Here is a 20,334-nt window from a genome sequence, read left to right on the forward strand (position 1 = left end):
GTTTCTTTGCTCTCCACAAACTGGGGGTTGAGCGGAATACACGACACCGGGCACACCTGAACGCACTGCGGCTCGTCGAAGTGGCCCACGCATTCGGTGCACTTGTGGGGGTCAATTTCGTAGATCTGTTCGCCCAGATAAATCGCCTCGTTCGGGCACTCCGGCTCGCAGACGTCGCAGTTGATGCACTCGTCGGTAATCAGCAGCGCCATATTCAGGCCACCTTGGCCAGCAAGTGGGTGCGCACCAGCGGGTCAACAAACTGAGACACATCTCCCTTGAGGGTGGCAATTTCGCGCACCAGGGTGCTCGAGATGAACTGCACACTGGCGTCCGGCGTCATGAACACCGTCTCCAACTCGGGCGCCAGCAGCTTGTTCATGCCGGCGAGTTGGGCCTCGTAGTCGAAGTCGCTCATCGAGCGCACCCCCCGCAGCATCACCAACGCGCCCTTGTCCACCGCAAAGTCACGCACCAGTCCGGTGAAGCCCTCCACCCGCACATTCCCCAGGCTCTGGAACAAGTCCTGCACCATAGCCACCCGCTCCTCCAGGCTGAACATGGTGCGCTTGTGGTGCGCCACTGCGACCGCCACGATCACCGTGCCAAACATCCGCGCCGCCCGGCGGATCAGGTCCTGGTGCCCGAGGGTGATGGGGTCAAAAGTACCGGGGAAAACGGCAATAACGGGTTGGGACATGGCTGCAGACCGCACGGGCCGGTAGGGAGAACGCGGAAATTATGACGCCAAGTGCGCCAGCAGGTGGGCATGCACCGCACCCGCCTTGAGGTGACGGTGGACCTGCAGGCTGGCGGGGGCCAGCAATTCGTCGGTGTAGGCCTTCGGCGCTTCAAGATACACAAAGCCCTCCGCGGACAGCGCCCGCGCGCAGACAGCCAGCGCGGGCTCAAACAATGGCGCATCAAAAGGCGGGTCGATAAAGATCACATCCAGACTAGCGGGGGCAGCCTGCCGGATGGCTGCCACCCCGTCACCACGCTGCACCTGCACGGCCGAAGCGTCGAGCTGGATGCGGGTAGCCTGGAGCTGCTCCACCAGCGCGCTGTCCTTCTCCATCAGCAGCACTGCGGCGGCGCCGCGCGATGCGGCCTCGAAGCCCAAAGCGCCGGTGCCGGCAAAAGCGTCCAGGCAACGCAGGCCGGTCATGTCCTGCCCCAGCCAATTGAACACGGTTTCACGCACGCGGTCGGGCGTGGGGCGCAGGCCGGGCTTGTCGGCCACCTTGAGTTTGGTGCGTTTCCACAGCCCGCCGATGATGCGGACTTCATGGCTCTGAGTAGCTCTGGCGTTCATGCAGGGAGCTTACCCCAGCACAACACTGCGCAAAGCGCTTTCACCGGCCCCCCGCTCACTGCGCGCCCAGCACCACGGTGGCCATGCGTGCGGGCTGCAGCTTGCGGGCCATGGCGGCGCGTACCTCGGCCACCGTCAGCCGTTCGACGCGTTGCGTCCAGGTGTCCAAGTAGTCCAGGGGCAGCGCGTTCCAGCCGATATTGGCCACGTTATCCAACAGCTTTTTGTTGCTGTCCAGGCGCAGCGCGAAACCGCCAATCAGGTTGTCTTTGGCGGCCTGCAGCTCCTGCTCGGTGGGGCCCTGCTCGACGAAGTTGCTCAGCACCTCGCGCACCAAAGTTAGTGCTTGCTCTGCCTGGTCAGGCCGTGTTTGCAGGCCGATGGTGAAGGCGCCCGCGTGCTTACCGGGGGCGAAGTAGCTGTACACGCTGTAGGTCAGGCCGCGCTTTGCGCGCACCTCTTCGGTCAGGCGCGAGGTGAAGCCGCCGCCGCCCAGAATGTGGTTGCCCGCGGTGAGGGCAAAGAAGTCGGGGTCGCTGCGCCGATAGCCCGGCTGGCCCAGCAGCACATGGGCCTGCGCCGAGGCAAACGCAATGCGTTGCTCGCTGGCCGCCTGCAGGGGCGCCACTTCGGGAACATCAGGCATTTCAGCCGCTCCGGTCACAGCGGGCGGGGTAATCGCTGAGGGCCCCGCGCTACAGCTGCCTTGAGGCACGCGCGAGAGCAGGCGCGTCACCAGCGCATCCGCCTGCGCCCGGTTCAGCGCGCCCACGATGCTGACCTGCGCCGCACAGGCGCGAATCACCGAGGCATGCAGGGCGCGCACGTCCTGCACCTGAATACGCATCAGGCTGGCCTCGGTCACCTCATACCCATAGGGGTGGCTGCCGTAGATGGCCTGGCTGAAGGCGCGGCCGGCCAGCGTCGCGGGGCGGGTGTTGGCCTCCTTGATGCTTGCAATCATCTTGGGCCGGTCGCGCAGCCACGGCGCCTCGGGGAAGGCGGGTTCGCCCAGCTCACGGGCGGCGAGTGCCACGGCCTTGTCCAGCAGGTCGGGATAGGTCAGCGAGCGCAGGGTGAAGCTCATGCGGTCGGCATTGGCCGCACCTCCAAACGATGCGCCCAGGTCGGCCCAGGCCTCGCTGAGCTGGTTTTCGTTGAGCGCGGGACCCGCGCTGCTGGCCCGTAAACCGTAGGATGTGCCGGAGGCCATGAGGTTGGCAAGCCCGGGCTTGTCGGCAGGGTCGCGGCGGGCGCCCGCATCCAGATCGATTTGCACATCCACCATCGGAATGGCGGGGCTTTCCACCAGATAGACCCGCGCCCCGCTGGGCTGCGTCCAGTGCTGGATGGGAATGCCGGCCCACGCGAATTGAGAGACAAAAGCGGCGCCAACGCATGCCAGTACTGCGCGTGCAGCTATCAAATAAGGAGTATTCATGGTGGGGCGGGCTCAGTGTCGGGCGCCGGCGGGCGGGGTGCGCGGCTTGCGCTTGGCGTCTACCGGCTGGGGCAGCAGGGTGGCCACGGTGAGCGCGTCGTCACCGAAATAACGCGCCGCGACGCTCTGCACCTGCGCCGCCGTGACGCCGCGCAGCCGCTCGAGCAGGACCTGATCGCTGCCCGGCGCGAAGCCGTTGACCCAGTTCACGCCCAGGATGCGAGCCTGGTTGAAGACGCTGTCCTGCTTGTACACCTCGGCTGCGACCCAGCGGTTTTTGACGCGGGCAAGTTCAGCCTCGGTCACGCCGTCTTTGGCCACCAGGGCCACCTGGGCGCGCAGCGCCGACTCGACCTCGGCAGCGGTCTTGCCCTGCGCGGGCACGCCATACAAGGTAAAGAGTTGCGGCCCGCGGGCGCTCAGGCCGTAGTAGGCGCCGGCCTCGTCGGCCACCGGCCGGTCGGAGAGGGTGAGTGCGCGCGGCAGGCGGGCGCCGTCGTAGCCCGAGAGCACGGCGGAGAGCACGGTGAGCGCAAGCGCGTCGGTGGTGACAGGGTCAGCACTTGCCGCGGTTGTCGGGGGATGAGCGGCAGCGACTGCCGCCAGGCCGGAGGGCGTGAGGCCCGGCACCTTGAATGACATCACCAGATAGCCCTGCTCTGCGGGGGCCTTGAAGTCGAGCCGGCGCATGCCGCTCTGCTCGGGCTCGGTGCGGGGCTTGCGGTCGGGCACCGCGCGCGCCGGCAGGCTGCCATAGTACTTTTCGGCCAGGGCCCGCACCGCGGCCACGTCCACATCGCCGGCTACCACTACCGCCGCATTGGCGGGGGTGTACCAGCGGCGGTAGAAGGCGCGCGCGTCGTCCGGGGTGAGGCTCTCCAGATCGCTCATCCAGCCCACAATCGGCCGGCGGTAGGGGTCGGTCTGGTAGGTGACCGCGTACATGGCCTCGTACAGGCGGGCCTGGGGGCTGTCTTCGGTGCGCAGGCGTCTCTCCTCCTTCACCACTTCCAGCTCTTTCAGAAAGTCCTCGTCAGTCCAGACGTTATTGGCAAACCGGTCGGATTCCAGGCGCATCACGTCTTCGAGCCGGCCGGCCGGAATCTGCTGAAAATAGCCGGTGTAGTCCTTGCTGGTGAACGCGTTTTCGCGCCCGCCAAGCGCTGCCACCTGGCGCGAGAAGTCGCCCGGCTTCACCGTGGGCGTGCCCTTGAACAACATGTGCTCCAGCACATGAGCCACGCCGCTGGTGCCGTCCACCTCGTCCATGGAGCCCGCCCGCAGCCAGACCATATGCACCGCGGTTGGCGCGCGGCGGTCCGGCTTGACGATGAGTTCCATGCCGTTTTTCAGGCGGAACTGCTGGGCCAGCTCGGCGGACTGCGCGGGAGCCAGGCCGGCCATCAACGCCAGCCCGCACAGAACACGGAGCAGCAACGCCGACGATGCTGCCCCCGCTGTGGCCCGCAGGAATGAAGACGTGGAGAAGGGGTGTGAGAGGTGTTTCATAGAATGCAGCCATTCTAGAAACGCCCCCATGTTCAGTTTTTTCAAAAAGAAATTCCCCTCCGGCGTGAATGCCGCGGCACCTGATGCAGCGCCCGCGTCGCCTGCACCGGAGGATGCTTCTCCGCCGGCGTCTGCCTCAGCATCAGGCTCGGTGATCGGCAGCGCGCTGGCCGCGCCTATCGACGTCGCGTCCGCTTCCCCGGGCGTGGCACCCTCCTCCGCTGGATCACCCGTTGCATCAGCCGCTCCCGCCACAGCGGCGCCGGAGCGCCAGAGGTGGCTGGCCAAGCTCAAGGCGGGCCTGGGCAGAACGGCCAGCAGCATCTCCGGCGTGTTTGGCGGCAGCCAGATTGACGAGGCGCTGTTTGAAGACCTCGAGAGCGCGCTGCTCATCGCCGATGCCGGTGTCGCCGCCACCGCGCACCTGACCGCAGCCCTGCGCAAAAAGGCCAAGTCCGCCGGCGTGACGCACCCCACTGCGCTCAAAAACATTCTGATCACCGAGCTGGCAGATCTGCTCCAACCCTTGCAAAAACCGCTCACCATCGGCGAGCGCACGCCCACCGTCATCATGGTGGCCGGCGTCAATGGCGCCGGTAAAACCACCAGCATCGGCAAGCTCACCAAACATCTGGCCGACAGCCAGGCCACCGTGCTGCTGGCCGCGGCAGACACCTTTCGCGCCGCCGCGCGCGAGCAGCTGGCGGTGTGGGCTGAGCGCAATACGGTTGACATCGTGAGCCAGGAAGGCGGAGACCCGGCCGCCGTGAGCTTTGACGCGGTGACCGCCGGCCGCGCCCGCGGCAAAGACGTGGTGCTGATTGACACCGCCGGCCGCCTGCCCACCCAGCTGCACCTGATGGAAGAGCTGAAGAAAATCAAACGCGTGATTGCCAAGGCCGAGCCCACCGCGCCGCACGAGGTGCTGCTGGTGATTGACGGCAACACCGGCCAGAACGCGGTGACGCAGGTCAAGGCTTTCGACGACGCACTGTCGCTTACCGGCCTCATCGTCACCAAGCTCGACGGCACCGCCAAAGGCGGCGTGCTAGCGGCCATTGCCCGCGAGCGGCCGATTCCGGTGTATTTCATTGGCGTGGGCGAGAAGCTTGACGAGCTCGAAACCTTCAACGCCCGCGAGTTTGCGCAGGCTCTGCTGTCCTGAAAGCCTTCCACCCCATGACCTCTGCCGCCCTGCTCCCCTGCATCGAACTCGAATCCGCCCCCCATCCCACCGCCGCCGTCATCTGGATGCACGGCCTGGGCGCCACCAGCGACGACTTTGCCGGTCTGGTGCCCGAGCTGGACCTGAGCGGCTGCCAATCCATCCGCTTCGTATTTCCACAGGCGCCCAGCATTCCAATCACCGTCAACGGCGGCTATGTGATGCCCGGCTGGTACGACCTCACGGGCATGGACCTGGTGAGCCGCCAGGACGCAGCCGGCATCGCCCGCTCCGAGGCCGCGATTGCCGCATTGGTGGACCGCGAAGTGGCGCGCGGCATTCCTTATGAGCGCATTGTGTTGGCCGGCTTCAGCCAGGGCTGCGCCATGGCGCTGCACACCGCGCTGCGGCTGCCCCACACCATCGCTGGCGTGATGGCGCTCTCGGGCTACCTGCCGCTGGCCGACCGCTTTGCCAGTGAGCGCCACACCGCCAACGCCCACACCCCCGTCTTCATGGCGCACGGCACGCAGGACCCGGTGGTCGTGATTCAGCGCGGCGAAGAGTCGCGCAACGCGCTGGCCGCGCTGGGCCATCCGGTGCAATGGCACGCCTACCCGATGCCGCATAGCGTGCATCCGCGCGAGGTTGCCGATATCGCCGCGTTTTTGCGTCAGGTGCTGCCGGCCAGCGTCTAATTGCTATCAAAATAATAGCTATTGGCGCAATATCCACCAGTAAAAACAGTACTTTTGACTCTTTTTTGGGCTTGGAGTCCAAAAAATGCTGCACTGCACTAAGCTTGCAGCATGACCAACACCTCCGCCCCTGCGCCCGCCCCCTCCGGTTCCCGGCCGGTGGTCAACCTGGCGCTGCAAGGCGGCGGCTCACACGGGGCCTTCACCTGGGGGGTGCTGGACGCGCTGCTGGAAGACGGGCGTGTCGATTTCGAAGGCATTAGCGGCACCAGCGCCGGCGCGATGAACGCAGTCGCCCTGGCCCACGGCTTTGCCCAGGCACAAGGTAAGCCGCTGCTGGCCGCGCAAGAGGCCGCGCGCCAGTCGCTCAGCGACTTCTGGGCGGGCGTGATTGACATGGGCGCCCTGAGCAACTCGCTCACCGGCGCCCACAAAATGCCGCTGGATTTGATGTTTGGCGGACTGTCGGTGCTGGCCGGCACCTCGCCGCCCAGCCAGATTTTCTCGGACACTATGGCCGGCTACTGGACGAAATCCCTCTCGCCCTACCAGAGCAACCCGCTGGACATCAACCCGCTGCGCAAGTTTCTGGAGCGGCAGATCGACTTTGAGCAACTCGCCGCCTACCGGGGTCTCAAGGTGTTTGTGGTGGCCACCAAGGTCAGCACCGGCAAGGCCGAAATCTTCTGCGGCCCGCGGCTCACCGCCGATGCGGTCATGGCCTCGGCCTGCCTGCCCACGGTGTTTCAGGCGGTTGACATCGAGGGCGAGCACTACTGGGACGGCGGCTACTCCGGCAACCCCGCCATCCACCCGCTGATCTACGACTGCCGGAGCGCCGATGTGCTGCTGGTGCAGATCAACCCCATCCGGCGCGACAAGCTGCCCACCAGCGCTGCAGGCATTTTGGATCGGCTCAACGAGATCACCTTCAACTCGGCGCTCATGGCCGAGATGCGCGCCATCGACTTTGTGAATCGCCTGCTCGCCCAAGGGCGGCTGGATGCGGCGCGTTACAAAAACGTGCTGATGCACCGCATCGACGGCGGCGGCGCGCTCGAAGCCTACACCGCATCCACCAAGTCCGAGACCGACGCCAAGCTGATCCACGCCCTGCGCGACCTCGGCCGCGCGTGCGCGCAGGCCTGGCTGGGGAAGCATTACCCCGCCCTCGGGGTGGAATGCAGCGTCAACATTGCCGCCGACTACCTCGACGACCTGCGCCTGAAAGCGGTATGAACGCCCTGCTCACCGCCATCGCGTCGATGGAACTCCCCACCGACGCCTGCCGCATCTTCCACGGGCGCGGCGGGCTGTACCCGGGCTGCGAGGCGTGGTCGCTGGACGCCTACCCGCCGGTGCTGGTGCTCACCAGCTTTGTGCCCGCCAGCGACGAGTCGCTTGGCACCATCGGCCGGGCGCTGGCCGCGCGCTGGGCGGCGATTGCGCCCGGGCAACCACTGAACTGGGTCTACCAATGCCGCGCCGAGGGGCACGCCGACACGCGGCTGATGGAGGGCACCGTGCCCGAGCCGCATGAGGTCACCGAGGCCGGCAGCCGCTACAAGGTGCACGTGCTGCGCGGCCAGAACCACGGCCTGTTTCTGGACATGGCCGAGGGCCGGCGCTGGGTGCGCGGCTATGTAAGCGCGCACCCCAAGCACTACGCCTTCAAGGTGCTGAACCTGTTTGCCTACACCTGCGCTTTTTCGGTGGTGGCCATGCAGGCGGGTGCACGGCAGGTGGTGAATGTGGACATGAGCCAGGGCGCGCTGGCCATCGGGCAGCACAACCACCGCCTCAACGGCGTGGAGAGCGGTGCGGGCTTCTGGGGGCACGATATTTTTAAAACCTGGGGCCGCATCACCCGCACCGGGCCCTACGACCTGGTGGTGCTGGACCCGCCGAGCTACCAAAAAGGCAGCTTTGTCGCCAGCAAAGACTACCCCCGCCTGCTGCGCCGCCTGCCCGAGCTGCTGGCCCCGGGCGGCCACGCGCTGGTCTGCCTGAATGCGCCGGAGCTCGACACCGCCTTTGTACAAGCGCACATGCAGGAGCAAGCGCCGTCGCTTGCGTTCCTGCAGCGCCTGCCCAACCCCTCGGCCTTTGCCGACGCGCAGCCCGAGCGCGCGCTCAAGGTGCTGATCTACCGCGCAGTGAATGAATAAGAAAACATCGGGCACGTTGCCGCAGAAAGCGTGTTGTTTAGCGGGTAGCTGAGGATTTTGGAGCCCCGTTATCCGTGACACAATAAGTCGATGACGGAACCGAGCGAGCAGCCGCACGCCACCCCCCGCAAGCAGGAAACCAAATCCCCGGGCTACCAGCCGCGCCAGCTGGTCTTGCTCGGCGGCGGCATGGCCAACCTGCAGGTGCTGCGGGCATTGGCCGCCAAGCCGCTGCCGGAGATGCGCGTCATTCTGCTGGCCCCCTACCCCCGCACCATCTACCCCGGCATGCTGCCCGGCTTGGTGACCGGCCGTTTTGACGCTGACCAATGCGCCATCGCGCTGGAGCCGCTGGTGCGGCGCGCCGGCATTCGCTGGCTGCCTCGCAGCGCCACTGCGCTGGAGGCTGAAAAACGCAGCATTGAGCTCGACGACGGCAGCCTTCAGCACTACGACTGGCTGTCCATTAACACCGGCCCGGTACAAAACCGCGCGCAAATGGAGTACCTCATCCCCGGTGCGGGCGAGTTCGGGCTGTTTGCCCACCCGCTGGAGAGTTTTGCCGAGCTGTGGCCGCGGGTCTGCGACATGGCCGCCCGGCAAGCCCGGCGTATCGCAATCATCGGCGACACGGTCAGCGCCATGGAGCTGGCCCTCGCCGTACGACAGCGACTGCCGCAGAGCGCCGTCACCCTGCTAGCCAAGCCCGCTCAGGGCAACGAGAGCGGCCTGGACTTAGAAAACCCCGCGAACCTTCTTGAAGCCAAGTTACTGGTTGCCCTGAAGGCGCAGGGCATCACTGTGCTGCCGGACGTCGCCCAAAGCATTCGCGCCGATGCGGTGCACCTGGGCTGTGGCGCCGACCTGGCCTGCGACATTCCCCTGATCGCGCTGGAGACCCAGAGCCCCGTCTGGCTGGAAGACAGCGGCCTGGCGATGGACGCGTGCGGCCAGGTGGAGACCGACGCCTTCCAGCGCAGCACCAGCCACCGTGAGGTGTTTGCGGCAAAGGACAACGGAGCCTCGCTGGCGCACAACCTGGCCGCGGCAGCCGGCGGCCGGCATATGTATGCGGCTCCGGATCAGGACAAGTCGCTGCAATTCCTGTTCAGCGGTCGCAATGAGGCCCTGGCTCGCTGGGGCAAAGTCCATGCCACCGGCTGGCCTGCGGCCTGGCTGAAAGACTGGTACGACCGCCGCCAGCTGGCCAGTTTTCAGCCCGACTCCACTGGAGCCTAGGATGTTTTTCTCGGATGTGGCCGAAGTGGCCCGCCACGAGCTGGCTCTGGTGTGGCGCCACCCCAAGATGCTGCTGGCCGTGCTGGTCGTGGCTCTCTTGCCTTCGGTCTATGCCGCGATTTACCTCACCAGTGTCTGGGACCCGGTTTCCCACACGCGCTCTCTGCGGGTGGCAGTCGCCAATCTGGACGAAGGTGTGGAACACAAGCGCCAGGCGTTTAACGTCGGCACGGAGCTGGTGAGCCGGTTGGAACGAACCGAGCGCTTCGGTTTCACAAACTACCGCAGCGCCGGCGATGCCCGGGAGGACGTGCGCCTGGGCAAAGCGGCGTTCGCGCTGATCATCCCCAAGGACTTCAGCTCCAACGCCATCCCCGGCGCAGCGCCCGGGGCCGGCAAGCTCGAGATCTTTGTCTCCGAGGGCAACAACTACCAGACCTCCATGCTGGCGCGGCAATTTGCCACCGAGCTGGGCCACGAAGTCAATGAAAGCATCAACGAACGCCGTTGGGCGCTGGTGCTGACAAATGCGGCGGGCTCGCAGCGCAGCGTGGACGATCTGCGTGAGGGCGTGCACAACCTGCACAAGGGTGCGCAGCAACTCAGCGGCGGTGTGGCCGAGGCTGCCGCCGCAGCGCGCACGCTGCATACCGGCAGCGTCAGTCTTCTGGGTGGCACCAGCCAGTTCACCGACGGCTTCCAGCAACTGGGCAACGGACTGCGCACGCTGGACGCCAAGCGCCCGCGCGGCTCCGAGCTGGACCGCCTGAAGAACGGCGCCGAGGCGCTGGCCGCCGGGCATGGGGAGCTGGGGCGCGGCTTGGACGAGCTGCAAACGGGCAGCCGCAGCGTGCTCGACGGCATCGCCGCCTTCAAGGCCGAGGCCGACGACAGCCTGCTGCTACCCGCCCGTGTCAAAGAAGGCGTCGCCGAACTCGCCGGCGGTATGGCGCAATTGAACGACGGCCTGACCGACGCCGCGCTCGGGCAAAAGAAGCTCAGCGAGGGCGCCAACCAACTGAGCGAGGGCGTTGGCAACCTCACCACCGGAGTGCGGGCCATGAATGTTGCGATCCGGCAGGCGGTAAACAAGTTGCCCGAAGACAAGCAGCTTCACGCGCTGGACGACGGCAGCAAAGAGCTCGCGCATGGCGCGGACACCCTGGCCGATGGAATGCACAAGCTCAAGGGTGGCAGCCAGGAGTTGGCCGGGGGCTTGCAGGTGCTCAGCGACGTCCTGCCGGACACGGTGGACAAGCCCGACGGCAGCCCGCAGGGTCTGGCGCATTCGGTGGAGCCGGTGGTCATGACCGAGGCCTCGGTGGGCAACAGCGGCAGCGGCCTCGCGCCCAACATCATTCCGGCAGCGCTGTGGCTGGGTGCGGGTGTGGCGGCGTTTTTGGTGCACATCCGCGTCATGCCGCGCAACGCCAAGCGCTTCTCGCGCCCGGCCAAGCTGCTGGGCAAGATCAGCGTCCCGGTTCTGGTGGTGGTGCTGCAGGCCCTCGCGCTCGGCGCAACGGTGCAGTGGGGCTTGCATGCGCACATTGCGAACCCGCAGGCCCTGGCCTGGTGTCTGGGCGTATCCGGCCTGTCGTTTTTGATGATGGTTATTCTGCTGACCCGCGCCATGGGCGACGCGGGCAAGGTTATTTCTATGGTGTTCCTGTCGGTGCAGCTCTCGGCCTCCGGCGGCATGCTGCCGGTGGAATTGAGCGGCGGGCTGTACGAGACGCTGAGCCCCTGGCTGCCCATGACCTGGGTGGTGCGCGCCATCAAGGCCGCCATGTTCGGCGCCTACGGAGGCGACTGGCAGGCCCCGCTCATGATGGTCGCGGCAGGCGGCGTGGCCTGCTTGCTGCTGGCGGCCTGGATCGGGCGCTGGCGCTACCTGCCTTCCTCACAAATCCAGCCGGCGGTGGGTTTGTAGGTACCGCGCCGCTTGAAACCCGCCGAATTGCCCTTATCATTAGCACTCGCAGGAGTTGAGTGCTAACAGCACTCCCCGCGACCCTTCTCAGAGGACTGCCGTCCTACGGCGGCTTCTGGTGTTCCTTGTGTCTATTTTTAGGAGATTTCTCATGAAACTGCGTCCATTGGCAGACCGCGTGATTGTTAAGCGCGTGGAAAATGAAACCAAGACTGCCTCCGGCATCGTGATTCCTGACAGCGCTGCTGAAAAGCCCGATCAAGGCGAAGTGTTGGCTGTCGGCCCCGGCAAGACCAACGACAAGGGCGAAACCAAGGCCCTGAGCGTGAAGGTCGGCGACCGCGTGTTGTTCGGCAAGTACAGCGGCCAGACCGTCAAGGTCGACGGCGACGAACTGCTGGTGATGAAAGAAGACGACCTGTTCGCCGTTGTCGAAAAATAAATCGCTTCGCGATTTGTTTTCGGCGAAGGCTAACGTTGCAAAGCAACGTGAAGGGGCGAAGCCCCGGCCACAGCCAAAAGTAATTTATCCCTAATTTATTGGAGTCATAACATGGCAGCAAAAGACGTAATTTTCGGCGGCGAAGCCCGCGCACGCATGGTTGAAGGCGTGAACATTCTGGCCAACGCGGTCAAAGTGACACTGGGCCCCAAGGGCCGCAACGTGGTGCTGGAGCGCTCTTTCGGCGCCCCCACCGTGACCAAGGACGGTGTGTCCGTGGCCAAGGAAATCGAACTCAAAGACAAGTTGCAAAACATGGGCGCGCAGATGGTCAAGGAAGTCGCTTCCAAGACGTCTGACAACGCCGGTGACGGCACCACCACCGCTACCGTGCTGGCCCAGGCCATCGTGCACGAAGGCATGAAGTACGTAGCCGCCGGCATGAACCCCATGGACCTGAAGCGCGGTATCGACAAGGCTGTGACTGCCCTGATCGAAGAGCTGAAGAAGGCCTCCAAGCCCACCACCACCTCCAAGGAAATCGCCCAGGTCGGCTCGATCTCCGCCAACTCTGACGCCTCCATTGGCGAAATCATCGCCAACGCGATGGACAAAGTCGGCAAAGAAGGCGTGATCACTGTGGAAGACGGCAAGTCCCTGCAGAACGAACTCGATGTCGTTGAAGGCATGCAGTTCGACCGCGGCTACCTGTCCCCCTACTTCATCAACAACCCCGAAAAGCAAGCTGCCTTGCTGGACAACCCCTTCGTGCTGTTGTTCGACAAGAAGATCAGCAACATCCGCGACCTGCTGCCCACTCTGGAACAAGTCGCCAAGGCCGGCCGCCCTCTGCTGATCATTGCAGAAGACGTGGACGGCGAAGCGCTGGCAACTTTGGTGGTCAACACCATCCGCGGCATCTTGAAGGTAGTGGCTGTGAAGGCCCCCGGCTTCGGCGACCGTCGCAAGGCCATGCTGGAAGACATCGCCATCCTGACCGGCGGCAAGGTGATTGCAGAAGAAATCGGCCTGTCCCTGGAAAAAGTGACTTTGGCTGACCTCGGTTCCGCCAAGCGCATCGAAGTGGGCAAGGAAAACACCATCATCATCGACGGCGCAGGTGCTGCTGCCGACATCGAAGCCCGCGTGAAACAAGTCCGCATCCAGATCGAAGAAGCAACTTCCGACTACGACCGCGAAAAGCTGCAAGAACGCGTGGCCAAGCTGGCCGGCGGTGTGGCCGTGATCAAGGTCGGCGCTGCTACTGAAGTCGAAATGAAGGAAAAGAAAGCCCGTGTGGAAGACGCCCTGCACGCTACCCGCGCTGCGGTGGAAGAAGGCATTGTGGCTGGCGGTGGCGTGGCTCTGCTGCGCGCCAAGCAAGCGGCTGGCACCATCGTCGGCGCCAACGCTGACCAGGACGCCGGCATCAAGCTGGTGCTCAAGGCCATCGAAGCGCCCCTGCGCGAAATCGTGTTCAACGCCGGTGGCGAAGCCTCGGTGGTGGTGAACGCTGTGTTGGCCGGCAAGGGCAACTACGGCTTCAACGCCGCCAACGACACCTACGGCGACATGATCGAAATGGGTATCCTGGACCCCACCAAGGTGACACGCACTGCCCTGCAAAACGCAGCGTCCGTGGCTTCCCTGATGCTGACTACCGAGTGCATGGTTTCCGAGTCCCCTAAGGCGGAATCCGGTGGCGGCGGCGGTATGCCTGATATGGGTGGCATGGGCGGCATGGGCGGCATGGGCATGTAAGCTCTCCTTGCCTGAGGCGCCATGCCGGCGTTGCAAGGGCTTGCCGTACCAGCGGTACTGTCTTCGCCCTTGCGCCTTGGCCTGGCACCTCATGCTGCGTCGTTGGGGCGTTATTGCTCTTAACGATGAGGCTCAAAAAAGCCCCGCTCGGTTTTGCCTTGCGGGGCTTTTTCTTGGGTGGAACTTTTCGCTTAGCTTCGCTTGTTTTACTTCTTTTTGCTATTATTTTCGTAGCTGCCTGCGCAGTCTTTATGGGCTCAATCCGAGGCCCAACGCCTGCAGCTCCCGGGCCGCCTGGGCGGCGGTTTGGAAGTGGATGCCGTGCCAGCCCTCGTGGCGGGCGGCCTGGATGTTGGGCAGCAGGTCGTCCAGAAACACCGTGTTTGCCGGCTCCAGGCCGTAGCGGGTTTGCAGCAGTTGGTAAATGGCGGGCTCGGGTTTGATGAGCAGCTCGTCGGCCGAGAAGATCCCTCCGTCAAATTCTTTCAAGAACGGGTGCATCCGCTCCAGGGTGCGGGCGTAGGGCGCCGGCATGTTCGACAAGAAATACAGCTTCAGCGGCGTGCCAGCCCGGCCGGGCGCTGCAACAGCTAAATTGTCAGACGGTTCGCCAACGGCGGTATCCCGCCCGCGCAAAGCCATCAACCTCTCCAGCAGCGCCAGAGACTCCGGCATCGGGGTCAGGCGCTCGCCAATGCTTTCCACCAGCGCGCCGAGTACGCCGGCGTCCAGTCCCACGCGCTGCGCGACGTGCGCAATCACCTCCGGCATGGTCACTGAACCGCGGTCAAAGGCCTGCCACTCGGCGTGGCCAAACACCTCGTGCGCCAGGTGACCCGCTGCGGCGCGCGTGGGCGCCCGCTCGGGAAAGCACTCCAGCATCAAATCCACCGGCCGCCAGGTGAACAACACCGCGCCGAAATCAAACACCACATTCATGCCAGCCCCTGTGTCCTTACTTATACGTATGGCCTGTATGACCTGAAGATACGGGTTAAGCGCGCAGCCGCGCCAGCAGTCCGGCGGTCGAGCCGTCCAAGCCGATCACATCGCCACTCGCCAACCGCACCTCAATGTCTTTGGCCAATACCTTGCCCAGCTCCACGCCCCACTGGTCAAAGCTGTTGATGCCCCACAGGCTGCCGCTCACAAACACGCGGTGCTCCTGCAGCGCGATCAGCGCGCCCAAAGCAGCCGGCGTCAGGTCGTCGAGCAGCAGGAGGGTGCTGGGGCGGTTGCCGGTGAAATGCTTGTGCCCGCCGGCGTCGCTCTTACCTTGCAGCAGGGCCTGCGCCTGCGCCAGCACATTGGCCAGCAACATCGGGTGGTGGCCGGGCAGGCTGTGGCGGGCGTGCTTCACCGCGATGAACTCCACCGGCACCACCTCGGTGCCCTGGTGCAACATCTGAAAGTACGCATGCTGGCCGTTGGTGCCGGGCTCGCCCCAGAGCACCGGGCTGGTGTCAAACGGCAAGGCTTCGCCGCTGGAGTCCACGCGCTTGCCGTTGCTCTCCATCTCCAGCTGCTGCAAATACGCCGGCACGCGGCGCAGCGCGCTGTGGTACGGCGCAATACTGCGGCTGGTGAAGCCATGAAAGTTGCGATACCACACGTCCAGCAGGCCTAAGCGCACCGGCAGGTTGCGCTCCAGCGGCGCGGTGCGGAAATACTCGTCCATGGCGTGCGCGCCGGCTAAAAATTCCCTAAAACCCGCGGCGCCAATCGCAATCGCAATCGGCAGACCGATGGCCGACCACATCGAGTACCGCCCGCCCACCCAATCCCAAAACCCAAAGGTGGTGCTGATGCCAAACGCGTTGGCCGCGGGCACGTTGGTGGTGAGTGCGGCAAAGTGGCGGGCGGTGTCGGTACCGCCCTGCGCCAGAAACCAGGCCTTGGCCGAGGCGGCGTTGGTCATGGTCTCAATCGTGGTGAAGGTCTTGCTGGCAATCAAAAACACGGTGCTCTGCGCCCGCAGGTGCGGCAGCTTGGCGGCGAGTTCGTGGCCGTCCACATTACTCACAAAGTGCATGCGTTTGCCGGTGGTGGCAAAGGCGTCCAGCGCCAGCACCGCCATCTGCGGCCCCAAGTCAGACCCGCCGATGCCGATGTTGACCACATCGGTGATCGACGCATCAGCCCGCAGTTGCTCGGCATAGGCCAGCATCGCGTCCAGCGTACTGTGCACCTTGGCCTGCTCTGTTGCTATGAATTCCGAAGCAGCTGGCGCAGACGTTGCGGGCGCTAGAGGCGGATTTCGCAGTAAAACATGCCCCACCTCGCGGCCCTCGGTGTTGTTGATTTTCTGGCCGGCGAACATCGCGTCGCGGTGCTCCTGCAGGCCGCATTGGCGCGCCAGGTCCAGCAGCAGCGCCTCGGTCGCGGCGTCGATGCGGTTCTTGGACAAGTCGGCAAACACATAGGGCGCCTCCTGGCTGAACCGCTCAAAGCGCTGCGTATCTGCCGCAAAGGCCTGCCGCACATCGAGCGCATGGCCGGCGGCGTCAAAGTGTGCGTGTAGCGCCGCCCACGCGGCGGTGCGGTCACAACGGGTACGTGCCATGGTGTGTGTTTCCTTCGGGTTCAGGCGGCGAGCAGCAGTTGCTCGAGCTTCACGGCGTCTACGCAGAACGCGCGAATGCCTTCGGCCAGTTTTTCGGTGGCCATGGCGTCGTTGTTGAGCGCTAGGCGGAAGTCAGCTTCGGTGTAATGCACCTGCGCGATGTCGGCGGCGTGCGCGGCGTCCGCCTTCAGGGCCTGCTGCACCGGCGCATTGCTCGCCGCCATCTGGGCCAGCAGTTCGGGGCTGATGGTGAGCAGGTCGCAGCCCGCCAGCGCGGTAATTTGTCCCACGTTGCGAAAGCTCGCGCCCATCACCTCAGTAGCAATGCCGAACTTCTTGTAGTAGTTGAAAATCTGCGCCACCGAGCGCACACCGGGGTCGTTGGCCTCGGCGTTGTCGGCCTCCACCCAGGCCGCGCCGGCGGACTTTTTGTACCAGTCGTAAATGCGGCCTACAAACGGCGAAATCAGCTGCACCCGGGCCTGCCCGCAGGCCACCGCCTGGCAGAACGAAAACAGCAGCGTGAGGTTGGTACGAATGCCTTTGCGCTCGAGCTGCTCGGCCGCCTGAATCCCTTCCCAGGTAGACGCCACCTTGATCAGCACCCGCTCCGGCGCAATGCCCTGCGCCTGGTAGAGCGCAATCAGCCGCTCGCCGCGCGCCACGGTGGCCGCAGTGTCAAAGCTCAGGCGCGCGTCCACCTCGGTCGACACCCGGCCGGGAATGATGGAGAGAATCTCGCATCCAAAACGCACCAGCAGCCGGTCCACGATCTCGTCCATCGCGCGGTCGCGGAACTGGCTCACCGTGTCGCTCACCAACGGCGCGTAGTCCGGCTTTTGCACCGCCTTCAGAATCAGCGAGGGGTTCGTGGTGGCGTCCTGAGGCTGGAAGGTGCCGAGCTGCTTGAAGTCGCCGGTGTCGGCCACCACGGTGGTGAATTGTTTGAGTGCGTCGAGTTGGTTCATGGGGGCACGGGCCTGGGGCCAAAAGTGAAATATTCCGGAAATGCTGCACGCGGGTGCAGCGGTCGCCCTTGAATTATCAATGAAACAAAGTTACATTAGCGCATCATCTTTCATGTAACAACTAAACATATCCTGACTTATGAGTTTTGATCTCGTCATGTTCGGCGGCACCGGCGATCTGGCCTGGCGCAAATTGATGCCCGCCCTGTTTCAAGCCTTCCGCCATGGCACCCTGCCCGAAGGCGGGCGCATTATTGGTGTGGGCCGCGACGACCTGAGCCACGACCAATACCGCGCGCTCATCCAATCCCGCTTCGAGAAGGTAGACCTCTCCAAGCGACCCAGTGCCGAGGAATTTGCCCGCTTCGCCGCCATCCTCGAGTTCGTCCGCATGGACCTCTCCAAGTCCGACGACTACGCCCGCCTCGCCGACACCCTGAACGCCCGCAACGCCGACAGCGTGGTCATGTACGTAGCCACCGCGCCCAGCCTGTTCACCACTGTGTGCGAGCAACTCGCCGCTCACGGCCTGAACACCGCCAAAACCCGTGTCGTGCTGGAAAAACCGCTGGGCCACGACCTCGCATCCAACCGCGCCATCAACCAAACCGTGCGCCGCTTCTTTGACGAAGATCAGGTCTACCGCATCGACCACTACTTGGGCAAGCCTTCGGTACAAAACCTGTTTGCCATCCGCTTTGGCAACGCACTCTTTGAGCCGCTGTGGCGCCGCGAGCACATTGCCAACATCCAGATCACCATTGCCGAAGACCTCGGCGTGGAGAGCCGCGGCGCGTTTTACGAGACCACCGGCGCGCTGCGCGACATGGTGCAAAACCACGCCCTGCAACTGCTGTGCGCGATTGCCATGGAGCCGCCCATCAACGCGGGGGCCGACGCCATCCGCGACGAAAAGCTCAAGGTGCTGCGCTCGCTCAAGCCCTGGTCGGCCGAGACCTTGCGGCAGGACGTGGTGCGCGGCCAATATGCCGCCGGCACCAGCAGCGGCACCAAAGTGCCCGGCTACCGCGAAGAAGTCGGCGTCAACCCGCAAAGCAACACCGAGACCTTTGTAGCGCTGCGCACCGAAATCGCCAACTGGCGCTGGGCCGGCGTGCCTTTCTACATCCGCACCGGCAAACGCCTGTATGGCCGCGATGCGCGCATCGTGGTGAACTTTCGCCCCACGCCGCACGCCATCTTTAACTCCAACGTGGGCATGGCCAACCGCCTCATCATCAACCTGCAGCCCAAGGACGGGCTGGAGCTGCACCTGCTGGCCCAGGGCCAGGAGAACCGCCAGTCGCGCAGCGCCGGCGCGCACACGCTGGCCCCGGTGCAGCTCGACCTGGACTTTGACAAACGATTCGGCTCCGAGCGCGTGGGCGCCTACGAGCGCCTGCTGCTGGACGTGATTGACGGGCGCCTCAACCTCTTTGTGCGCAGCGACGAGCAAGAAGAAGCCTGGCGCTGGGTGGAACCCATGCTGGAGCACTGGGCCGCCGACACCACCGGCCCCCGACCCTATGCCGCCGGCACCTGGGGCCCCAGCGCCTCGAGCGCCATGATTGCCCGCGACGGCTTTTGCTGGAGCGAAGAAAGCTAAGTTACATCATGCTCGACCGAATCAAAGCCTCGCTGTCATCGCTGGCGCCCGCCGAACAGCGGGTGGGCAAACTCTGCCTGGCCGACCCGCGCGCGTTTGCCAAGCTGCCGGTCACCGAGCTGGCCGACCGCGCCCATGTCAGCAAGCCTACAGTAGTGCGGTTTTGCCGCAGCGTGGGTTACGACGGGCTGTCCGACTTCAAGCTCAAGCTCGCCGGCACGGTGAACGAGGGTGTGCCGTTCATCCACCGCAGCGTAGACGCGGACGACAAAACCGGCGACGTGATGGTCAAGGTCATCGACAACACGGTGGCCGCCTTTTTGCGCTACCGCAACGATGCGTCGTCCGTGGCAATAGAAAAAGCCGTGGCCGCCCTGCTGGCAGCCTACGCGGCGGGCAAGCAGATTCAGTTCTTCGGCGTGGGTAACTCCGGCATCGTGGCGCAAGACGCGCAGCACAAGTTCTTCCGGCTGGGCATGAACACCACCGCCTACAGCGACGGGCATATGCAGGTGATGAGCGCGTCTATTTTGGGTGCGGGCGACTGCGTGGTGGTTATCAGCAACTCCGGCCGCACCCGCGACCTGATGGACGCCTGCGACATTGCCCGCAAAAACGGCGCCACCACCATCGTCATCACCGCCAGCGGCTCGCCGCTTGCCAGCGCGGGGCATATTCACCTCAGCGCCGATCACCCGGAGGGCTTCGACAAATACAGCCCGATGGTCTCCCGCCTCCTGCACCTGATGATCATCGACATCTTGGCCACCTGCGTGGCCCTGCGCATAGGCGGCGGCAAGCTGCAGCCACTCTTGAGCGAGATGAAACACAACCTGCGCAATAAACGGTACACGTGAGGGCGCCGCGCCAATAAAAAAACCCCGCTGTGTTGTGCAACACGGCGGGGTTTGTTCTTTCTTAAAGGGCTGGCTTTAAGCCAGCAGCCGTTTAGAAGGAGTGGGACAGCAACAGGTTGGATTCTTCGTTGCGTTGTACCACTCCCACACCGTAGGGCAACCAGTTAGCGTAGTTCGCGATGATGCTAGTGCGCTTGCTGAGGGCGTAGGTGGCAGACAGGCCATAGCCGCTACGGGATTGGTCCAGCACGCCAGCGGCTACAGGACCCGCACCGGGGTATGTCTGCGCAACGGTTCCTGACAAGGATTCCGTGGCGTAGTTTGCGCCGATCGTCAAGGCAGCGCTTACTGGCACGGAGACAGAAATTGCCGTGTCGTTCAGCACAGCGCCACTCATAGTGGTGAGCGTGGAGACGCCACCGCCGAGCTTGGCTGCACCAAAGTCGTAAGACGCCGCCGCGCGGACAACGTCTCTGTAAGAGGTGTTAATGCCATCAGTGCGGCCGTCATAAGACAAGTAGTTCACATTGGCAATCAAACTGCCGCCTACGTAAGTGGCAGACAGACTGTTCAAGCGCTGGCCGGTGGAGGACGCTGCGCCGGTACCACCTGCACCCAAGCCAATACCGACGCCAGGCGTCACAGAGTTAGACGCAGAGGCTTGCTCCATGT

The 20,334-nt window shown here is 64.5% G+C and carries 19 protein-coding genes; 10 read left to right on the forward strand and 9 right to left on the reverse strand.

Annotated elements, in window-relative coordinates; genetic code table 11:
* The 5 genes from Q0O05_RS06560 to Q0O05_RS06580 all read right to left on the reverse strand — a co-directional run.
* Nucleotides 1-212, reverse strand: a 212-nt coding sequence (locus tag Q0O05_RS06560) for a YfhL family 4Fe-4S dicluster ferredoxin (RefSeq protein WP_293661407.1), incomplete at its 3' end; no start/stop codon positions are given.
* 2 nt (nucleotides 213-214) lie between these two features.
* The gene (gene coaD / locus Q0O05_RS06565) at nucleotides 215-700 is read right to left on the reverse strand and encodes a pantetheine-phosphate adenylyltransferase (RefSeq protein ID WP_293661409.1); all 486 of its coding nucleotides are present in this window, start codon (nucleotides 698-700) and stop codon (nucleotides 215-217) included.
* A 39-nt stretch (nucleotides 701-739) separates the two neighbouring features.
* The gene (gene rsmD, locus Q0O05_RS06570; protein ID WP_293661411.1) at nucleotides 740-1,315 is read right to left on the reverse strand and encodes a 16S rRNA (guanine(966)-N(2))-methyltransferase RsmD; all 576 of its coding nucleotides are present in this window, start codon (nucleotides 1,313-1,315) and stop codon (nucleotides 740-742) included.
* 55 nt (nucleotides 1,316-1,370) lie between these two features.
* The gene (locus Q0O05_RS06575) at nucleotides 1,371-2,756 is read right to left on the reverse strand and encodes a pitrilysin family protein (protein WP_293661413.1); all 1,386 of its coding nucleotides are present in this window, start codon (nucleotides 2,754-2,756) and stop codon (nucleotides 1,371-1,373) included.
* A gap of 12 nt (nucleotides 2,757-2,768) precedes the next feature.
* The gene (locus Q0O05_RS06580) at nucleotides 2,769-4,265 is read right to left on the reverse strand and encodes a pitrilysin family protein (RefSeq protein WP_293661415.1); all 1,497 of its coding nucleotides are present in this window, start codon (nucleotides 4,263-4,265) and stop codon (nucleotides 2,769-2,771) included.
* A 28-nt stretch (nucleotides 4,266-4,293) separates the two neighbouring features.
* Here Q0O05_RS06580 and ftsY point away from each other — a divergent pair, with 28 nt between their 5' ends.
* The 8 genes from ftsY to groL all read left to right on the forward strand — a co-directional run bounded on the left by ftsY (nucleotide 4,294) and on the right by groL (nucleotide 13,668).
* Entirely contained in the window at nucleotides 4,294-5,430 is a 1,137-nt protein-coding gene (gene ftsY / locus Q0O05_RS06585) for a signal recognition particle-docking protein FtsY (protein ID WP_293661416.1), read from the forward strand.
* A 14-nt stretch (nucleotides 5,431-5,444) separates the two neighbouring features.
* Nucleotides 5,445-6,128, forward strand: coding sequence for an alpha/beta fold hydrolase (locus tag Q0O05_RS06590; protein ID WP_293661417.1), 684 nt, complete (start codon nucleotides 5,445-5,447; stop codon nucleotides 6,126-6,128).
* A gap of 111 nt (nucleotides 6,129-6,239) precedes the next feature.
* Nucleotides 6,240-7,367 carry a patatin-like phospholipase family protein gene (locus Q0O05_RS06595; protein ID WP_293661419.1) on the forward strand — a complete coding sequence of 376 codons (1,128 nt, stop codon included), beginning with the start codon at nucleotides 6,240-6,242 and terminating at the stop codon, nucleotides 7,365-7,367.
* Nucleotides 7,364-8,296 carry a class I SAM-dependent methyltransferase gene (locus Q0O05_RS06600; protein WP_293661420.1) on the forward strand — a complete coding sequence of 311 codons (933 nt, stop codon included), beginning with the start codon at nucleotides 7,364-7,366 and terminating at the stop codon, nucleotides 8,294-8,296. The genes Q0O05_RS06595 and Q0O05_RS06600 overlap by 4 nt, the downstream gene beginning before the upstream one ends.
* Nucleotides 8,297-8,386: 90 nt before the next feature.
* Entirely contained in the window at nucleotides 8,387-9,535 is a 1,149-nt protein-coding gene (locus tag Q0O05_RS06605) for an FAD-dependent oxidoreductase (RefSeq protein ID WP_293661422.1), read from the forward strand.
* 1 nt (nucleotide 9,536) lies between these two features.
* Nucleotides 9,537-11,465 carry a YhgE/Pip domain-containing protein gene (locus tag Q0O05_RS06610; protein ID WP_293661424.1) on the forward strand — a complete coding sequence of 643 codons (1,929 nt, stop codon included), beginning with the start codon at nucleotides 9,537-9,539 and terminating at the stop codon, nucleotides 11,463-11,465.
* 151 nt (nucleotides 11,466-11,616) lie between these two features.
* Nucleotides 11,617-11,907 carry a co-chaperone GroES gene (gene groES, locus Q0O05_RS06615; protein ID WP_293661426.1) on the forward strand — a complete coding sequence of 97 codons (291 nt, stop codon included), beginning with the start codon at nucleotides 11,617-11,619 and terminating at the stop codon, nucleotides 11,905-11,907.
* A 111-nt stretch (nucleotides 11,908-12,018) separates the two neighbouring features.
* The gene (gene groL, locus Q0O05_RS06620) at nucleotides 12,019-13,668 is read left to right on the forward strand and encodes a chaperonin GroEL (RefSeq protein ID WP_293661428.1); all 1,650 of its coding nucleotides are present in this window, start codon (nucleotides 12,019-12,021) and stop codon (nucleotides 13,666-13,668) included.
* A 249-nt stretch (nucleotides 13,669-13,917) separates the two neighbouring features.
* Here the strand turns inward: groL and Q0O05_RS06625 are convergent, their stop codons facing one another.
* The 3 genes from Q0O05_RS06625 to tal are packed head-to-tail and all read right to left on the reverse strand — an operon-like array spanning nucleotide 13,918 to nucleotide 17,199.
* Nucleotides 13,918-14,607: an HAD family phosphatase gene (locus tag Q0O05_RS06625; protein ID WP_293661429.1), complete on the reverse strand. Its 690-nt coding sequence runs from the start codon at nucleotides 14,605-14,607 to the stop codon at nucleotides 13,918-13,920.
* Nucleotides 14,608-14,662: 55 nt separating this feature from the next.
* Nucleotides 14,663-16,231, reverse strand: coding sequence for a glucose-6-phosphate isomerase (gene pgi, locus Q0O05_RS06630; RefSeq protein ID WP_293661431.1), 1,569 nt, complete (start codon nucleotides 16,229-16,231; stop codon nucleotides 14,663-14,665).
* A 20-nt stretch (nucleotides 16,232-16,251) separates the two neighbouring features.
* Nucleotides 16,252-17,199, reverse strand: coding sequence for a transaldolase (gene tal, locus Q0O05_RS06635; RefSeq protein WP_293661433.1), 948 nt, complete (start codon nucleotides 17,197-17,199; stop codon nucleotides 16,252-16,254).
* A 139-nt stretch (nucleotides 17,200-17,338) separates the two neighbouring features.
* On the opposite strand from tal, the gene zwf reads away from it, so the two are divergent.
* Both zwf and Q0O05_RS06645 read left to right on the forward strand, forming a co-directional pair.
* Nucleotides 17,339-18,805, forward strand: a complete 1,467-nt coding sequence (gene zwf / locus Q0O05_RS06640; protein WP_293661435.1) for a glucose-6-phosphate dehydrogenase — start codon at nucleotides 17,339-17,341, stop codon at nucleotides 18,803-18,805.
* A gap of 8 nt (nucleotides 18,806-18,813) precedes the next feature.
* The gene (locus tag Q0O05_RS06645; protein ID WP_293661436.1) at nucleotides 18,814-19,662 is read left to right on the forward strand and encodes an SIS domain-containing protein; all 849 of its coding nucleotides are present in this window, start codon (nucleotides 18,814-18,816) and stop codon (nucleotides 19,660-19,662) included.
* Nucleotides 19,663-19,753: 91 nt separating this feature from the next.
* On the opposite strand, the gene Q0O05_RS06650 is transcribed toward Q0O05_RS06645, so the two are convergent.
* The coding region (locus tag Q0O05_RS06650; RefSeq protein ID WP_293661438.1) for a porin at nucleotides 19,754-20,334 on the reverse strand (581 nt) is incomplete at its 5' end.

It is taken from the genome of Rhodoferax sp. OV413 (assembly GCF_945881795.1).
Lineage (GTDB): Bacteria > Pseudomonadota > Gammaproteobacteria > Burkholderiales > Burkholderiaceae_C > Allorhodoferax.

Excerpts from the sequence above, each read along its gene's own strand:
- coaD (WP_293661409.1), bottom strand. The coding sequence starts at position 700 with ATGTCCCAACCCGTTATTGCCGTTTTCCCCGGTACTTTTGACCCCATC.
- rsmD (WP_293661411.1), bottom strand. The coding sequence starts at position 1,315 with ATGAACGCCAGAGCTACTCAGAGCCATGAAGTCCGCATCATCGGCGGG.
- Q0O05_RS06575 (WP_293661413.1), bottom strand. The coding sequence starts at position 2,756 with ATGAATACTCCTTATTTGATAGCTGCACGCGCAGTACTGGCATGCGTT.
- Q0O05_RS06580 (WP_293661415.1), bottom strand. The coding sequence starts at position 4,265 with ATGAAACACCTCTCACACCCCTTCTCCACGTCTTCATTCCTGCGGGCC.
- ftsY (WP_293661416.1), top strand. The coding sequence starts at position 4,294 with ATGTTCAGTTTTTTCAAAAAGAAATTCCCCTCCGGCGTGAATGCCGCG.
- Q0O05_RS06590 (WP_293661417.1), top strand. The coding sequence starts at position 5,445 with ATGACCTCTGCCGCCCTGCTCCCCTGCATCGAACTCGAATCCGCCCCC.
- Q0O05_RS06595 (WP_293661419.1), top strand. The coding sequence starts at position 6,240 with ATGACCAACACCTCCGCCCCTGCGCCCGCCCCCTCCGGTTCCCGGCCG.
- Q0O05_RS06600 (WP_293661420.1), top strand. The coding sequence starts at position 7,364 with ATGAACGCCCTGCTCACCGCCATCGCGTCGATGGAACTCCCCACCGAC.
- Q0O05_RS06605 (WP_293661422.1), top strand. The coding sequence starts at position 8,387 with ATGACGGAACCGAGCGAGCAGCCGCACGCCACCCCCCGCAAGCAGGAA.
- Q0O05_RS06610 (WP_293661424.1), top strand. The coding sequence starts at position 9,537 with ATGTTTTTCTCGGATGTGGCCGAAGTGGCCCGCCACGAGCTGGCTCTG.
- groES (WP_293661426.1), top strand. The coding sequence starts at position 11,617 with ATGAAACTGCGTCCATTGGCAGACCGCGTGATTGTTAAGCGCGTGGAA.
- groL (WP_293661428.1), top strand. The coding sequence starts at position 12,019 with ATGGCAGCAAAAGACGTAATTTTCGGCGGCGAAGCCCGCGCACGCATG.
- Q0O05_RS06625 (WP_293661429.1), bottom strand. The coding sequence starts at position 14,607 with ATGAATGTGGTGTTTGATTTCGGCGCGGTGTTGTTCACCTGGCGGCCG.
- pgi (WP_293661431.1), bottom strand. The coding sequence starts at position 16,231 with ATGGCACGTACCCGTTGTGACCGCACCGCCGCGTGGGCGGCGCTACAC.
- tal (WP_293661433.1), bottom strand. The coding sequence starts at position 17,199 with ATGAACCAACTCGACGCACTCAAACAATTCACCACCGTGGTGGCCGAC.
- zwf (WP_293661435.1), top strand. The coding sequence starts at position 17,339 with ATGAGTTTTGATCTCGTCATGTTCGGCGGCACCGGCGATCTGGCCTGG.
- Q0O05_RS06645 (WP_293661436.1), top strand. The coding sequence starts at position 18,814 with ATGCTCGACCGAATCAAAGCCTCGCTGTCATCGCTGGCGCCCGCCGAA.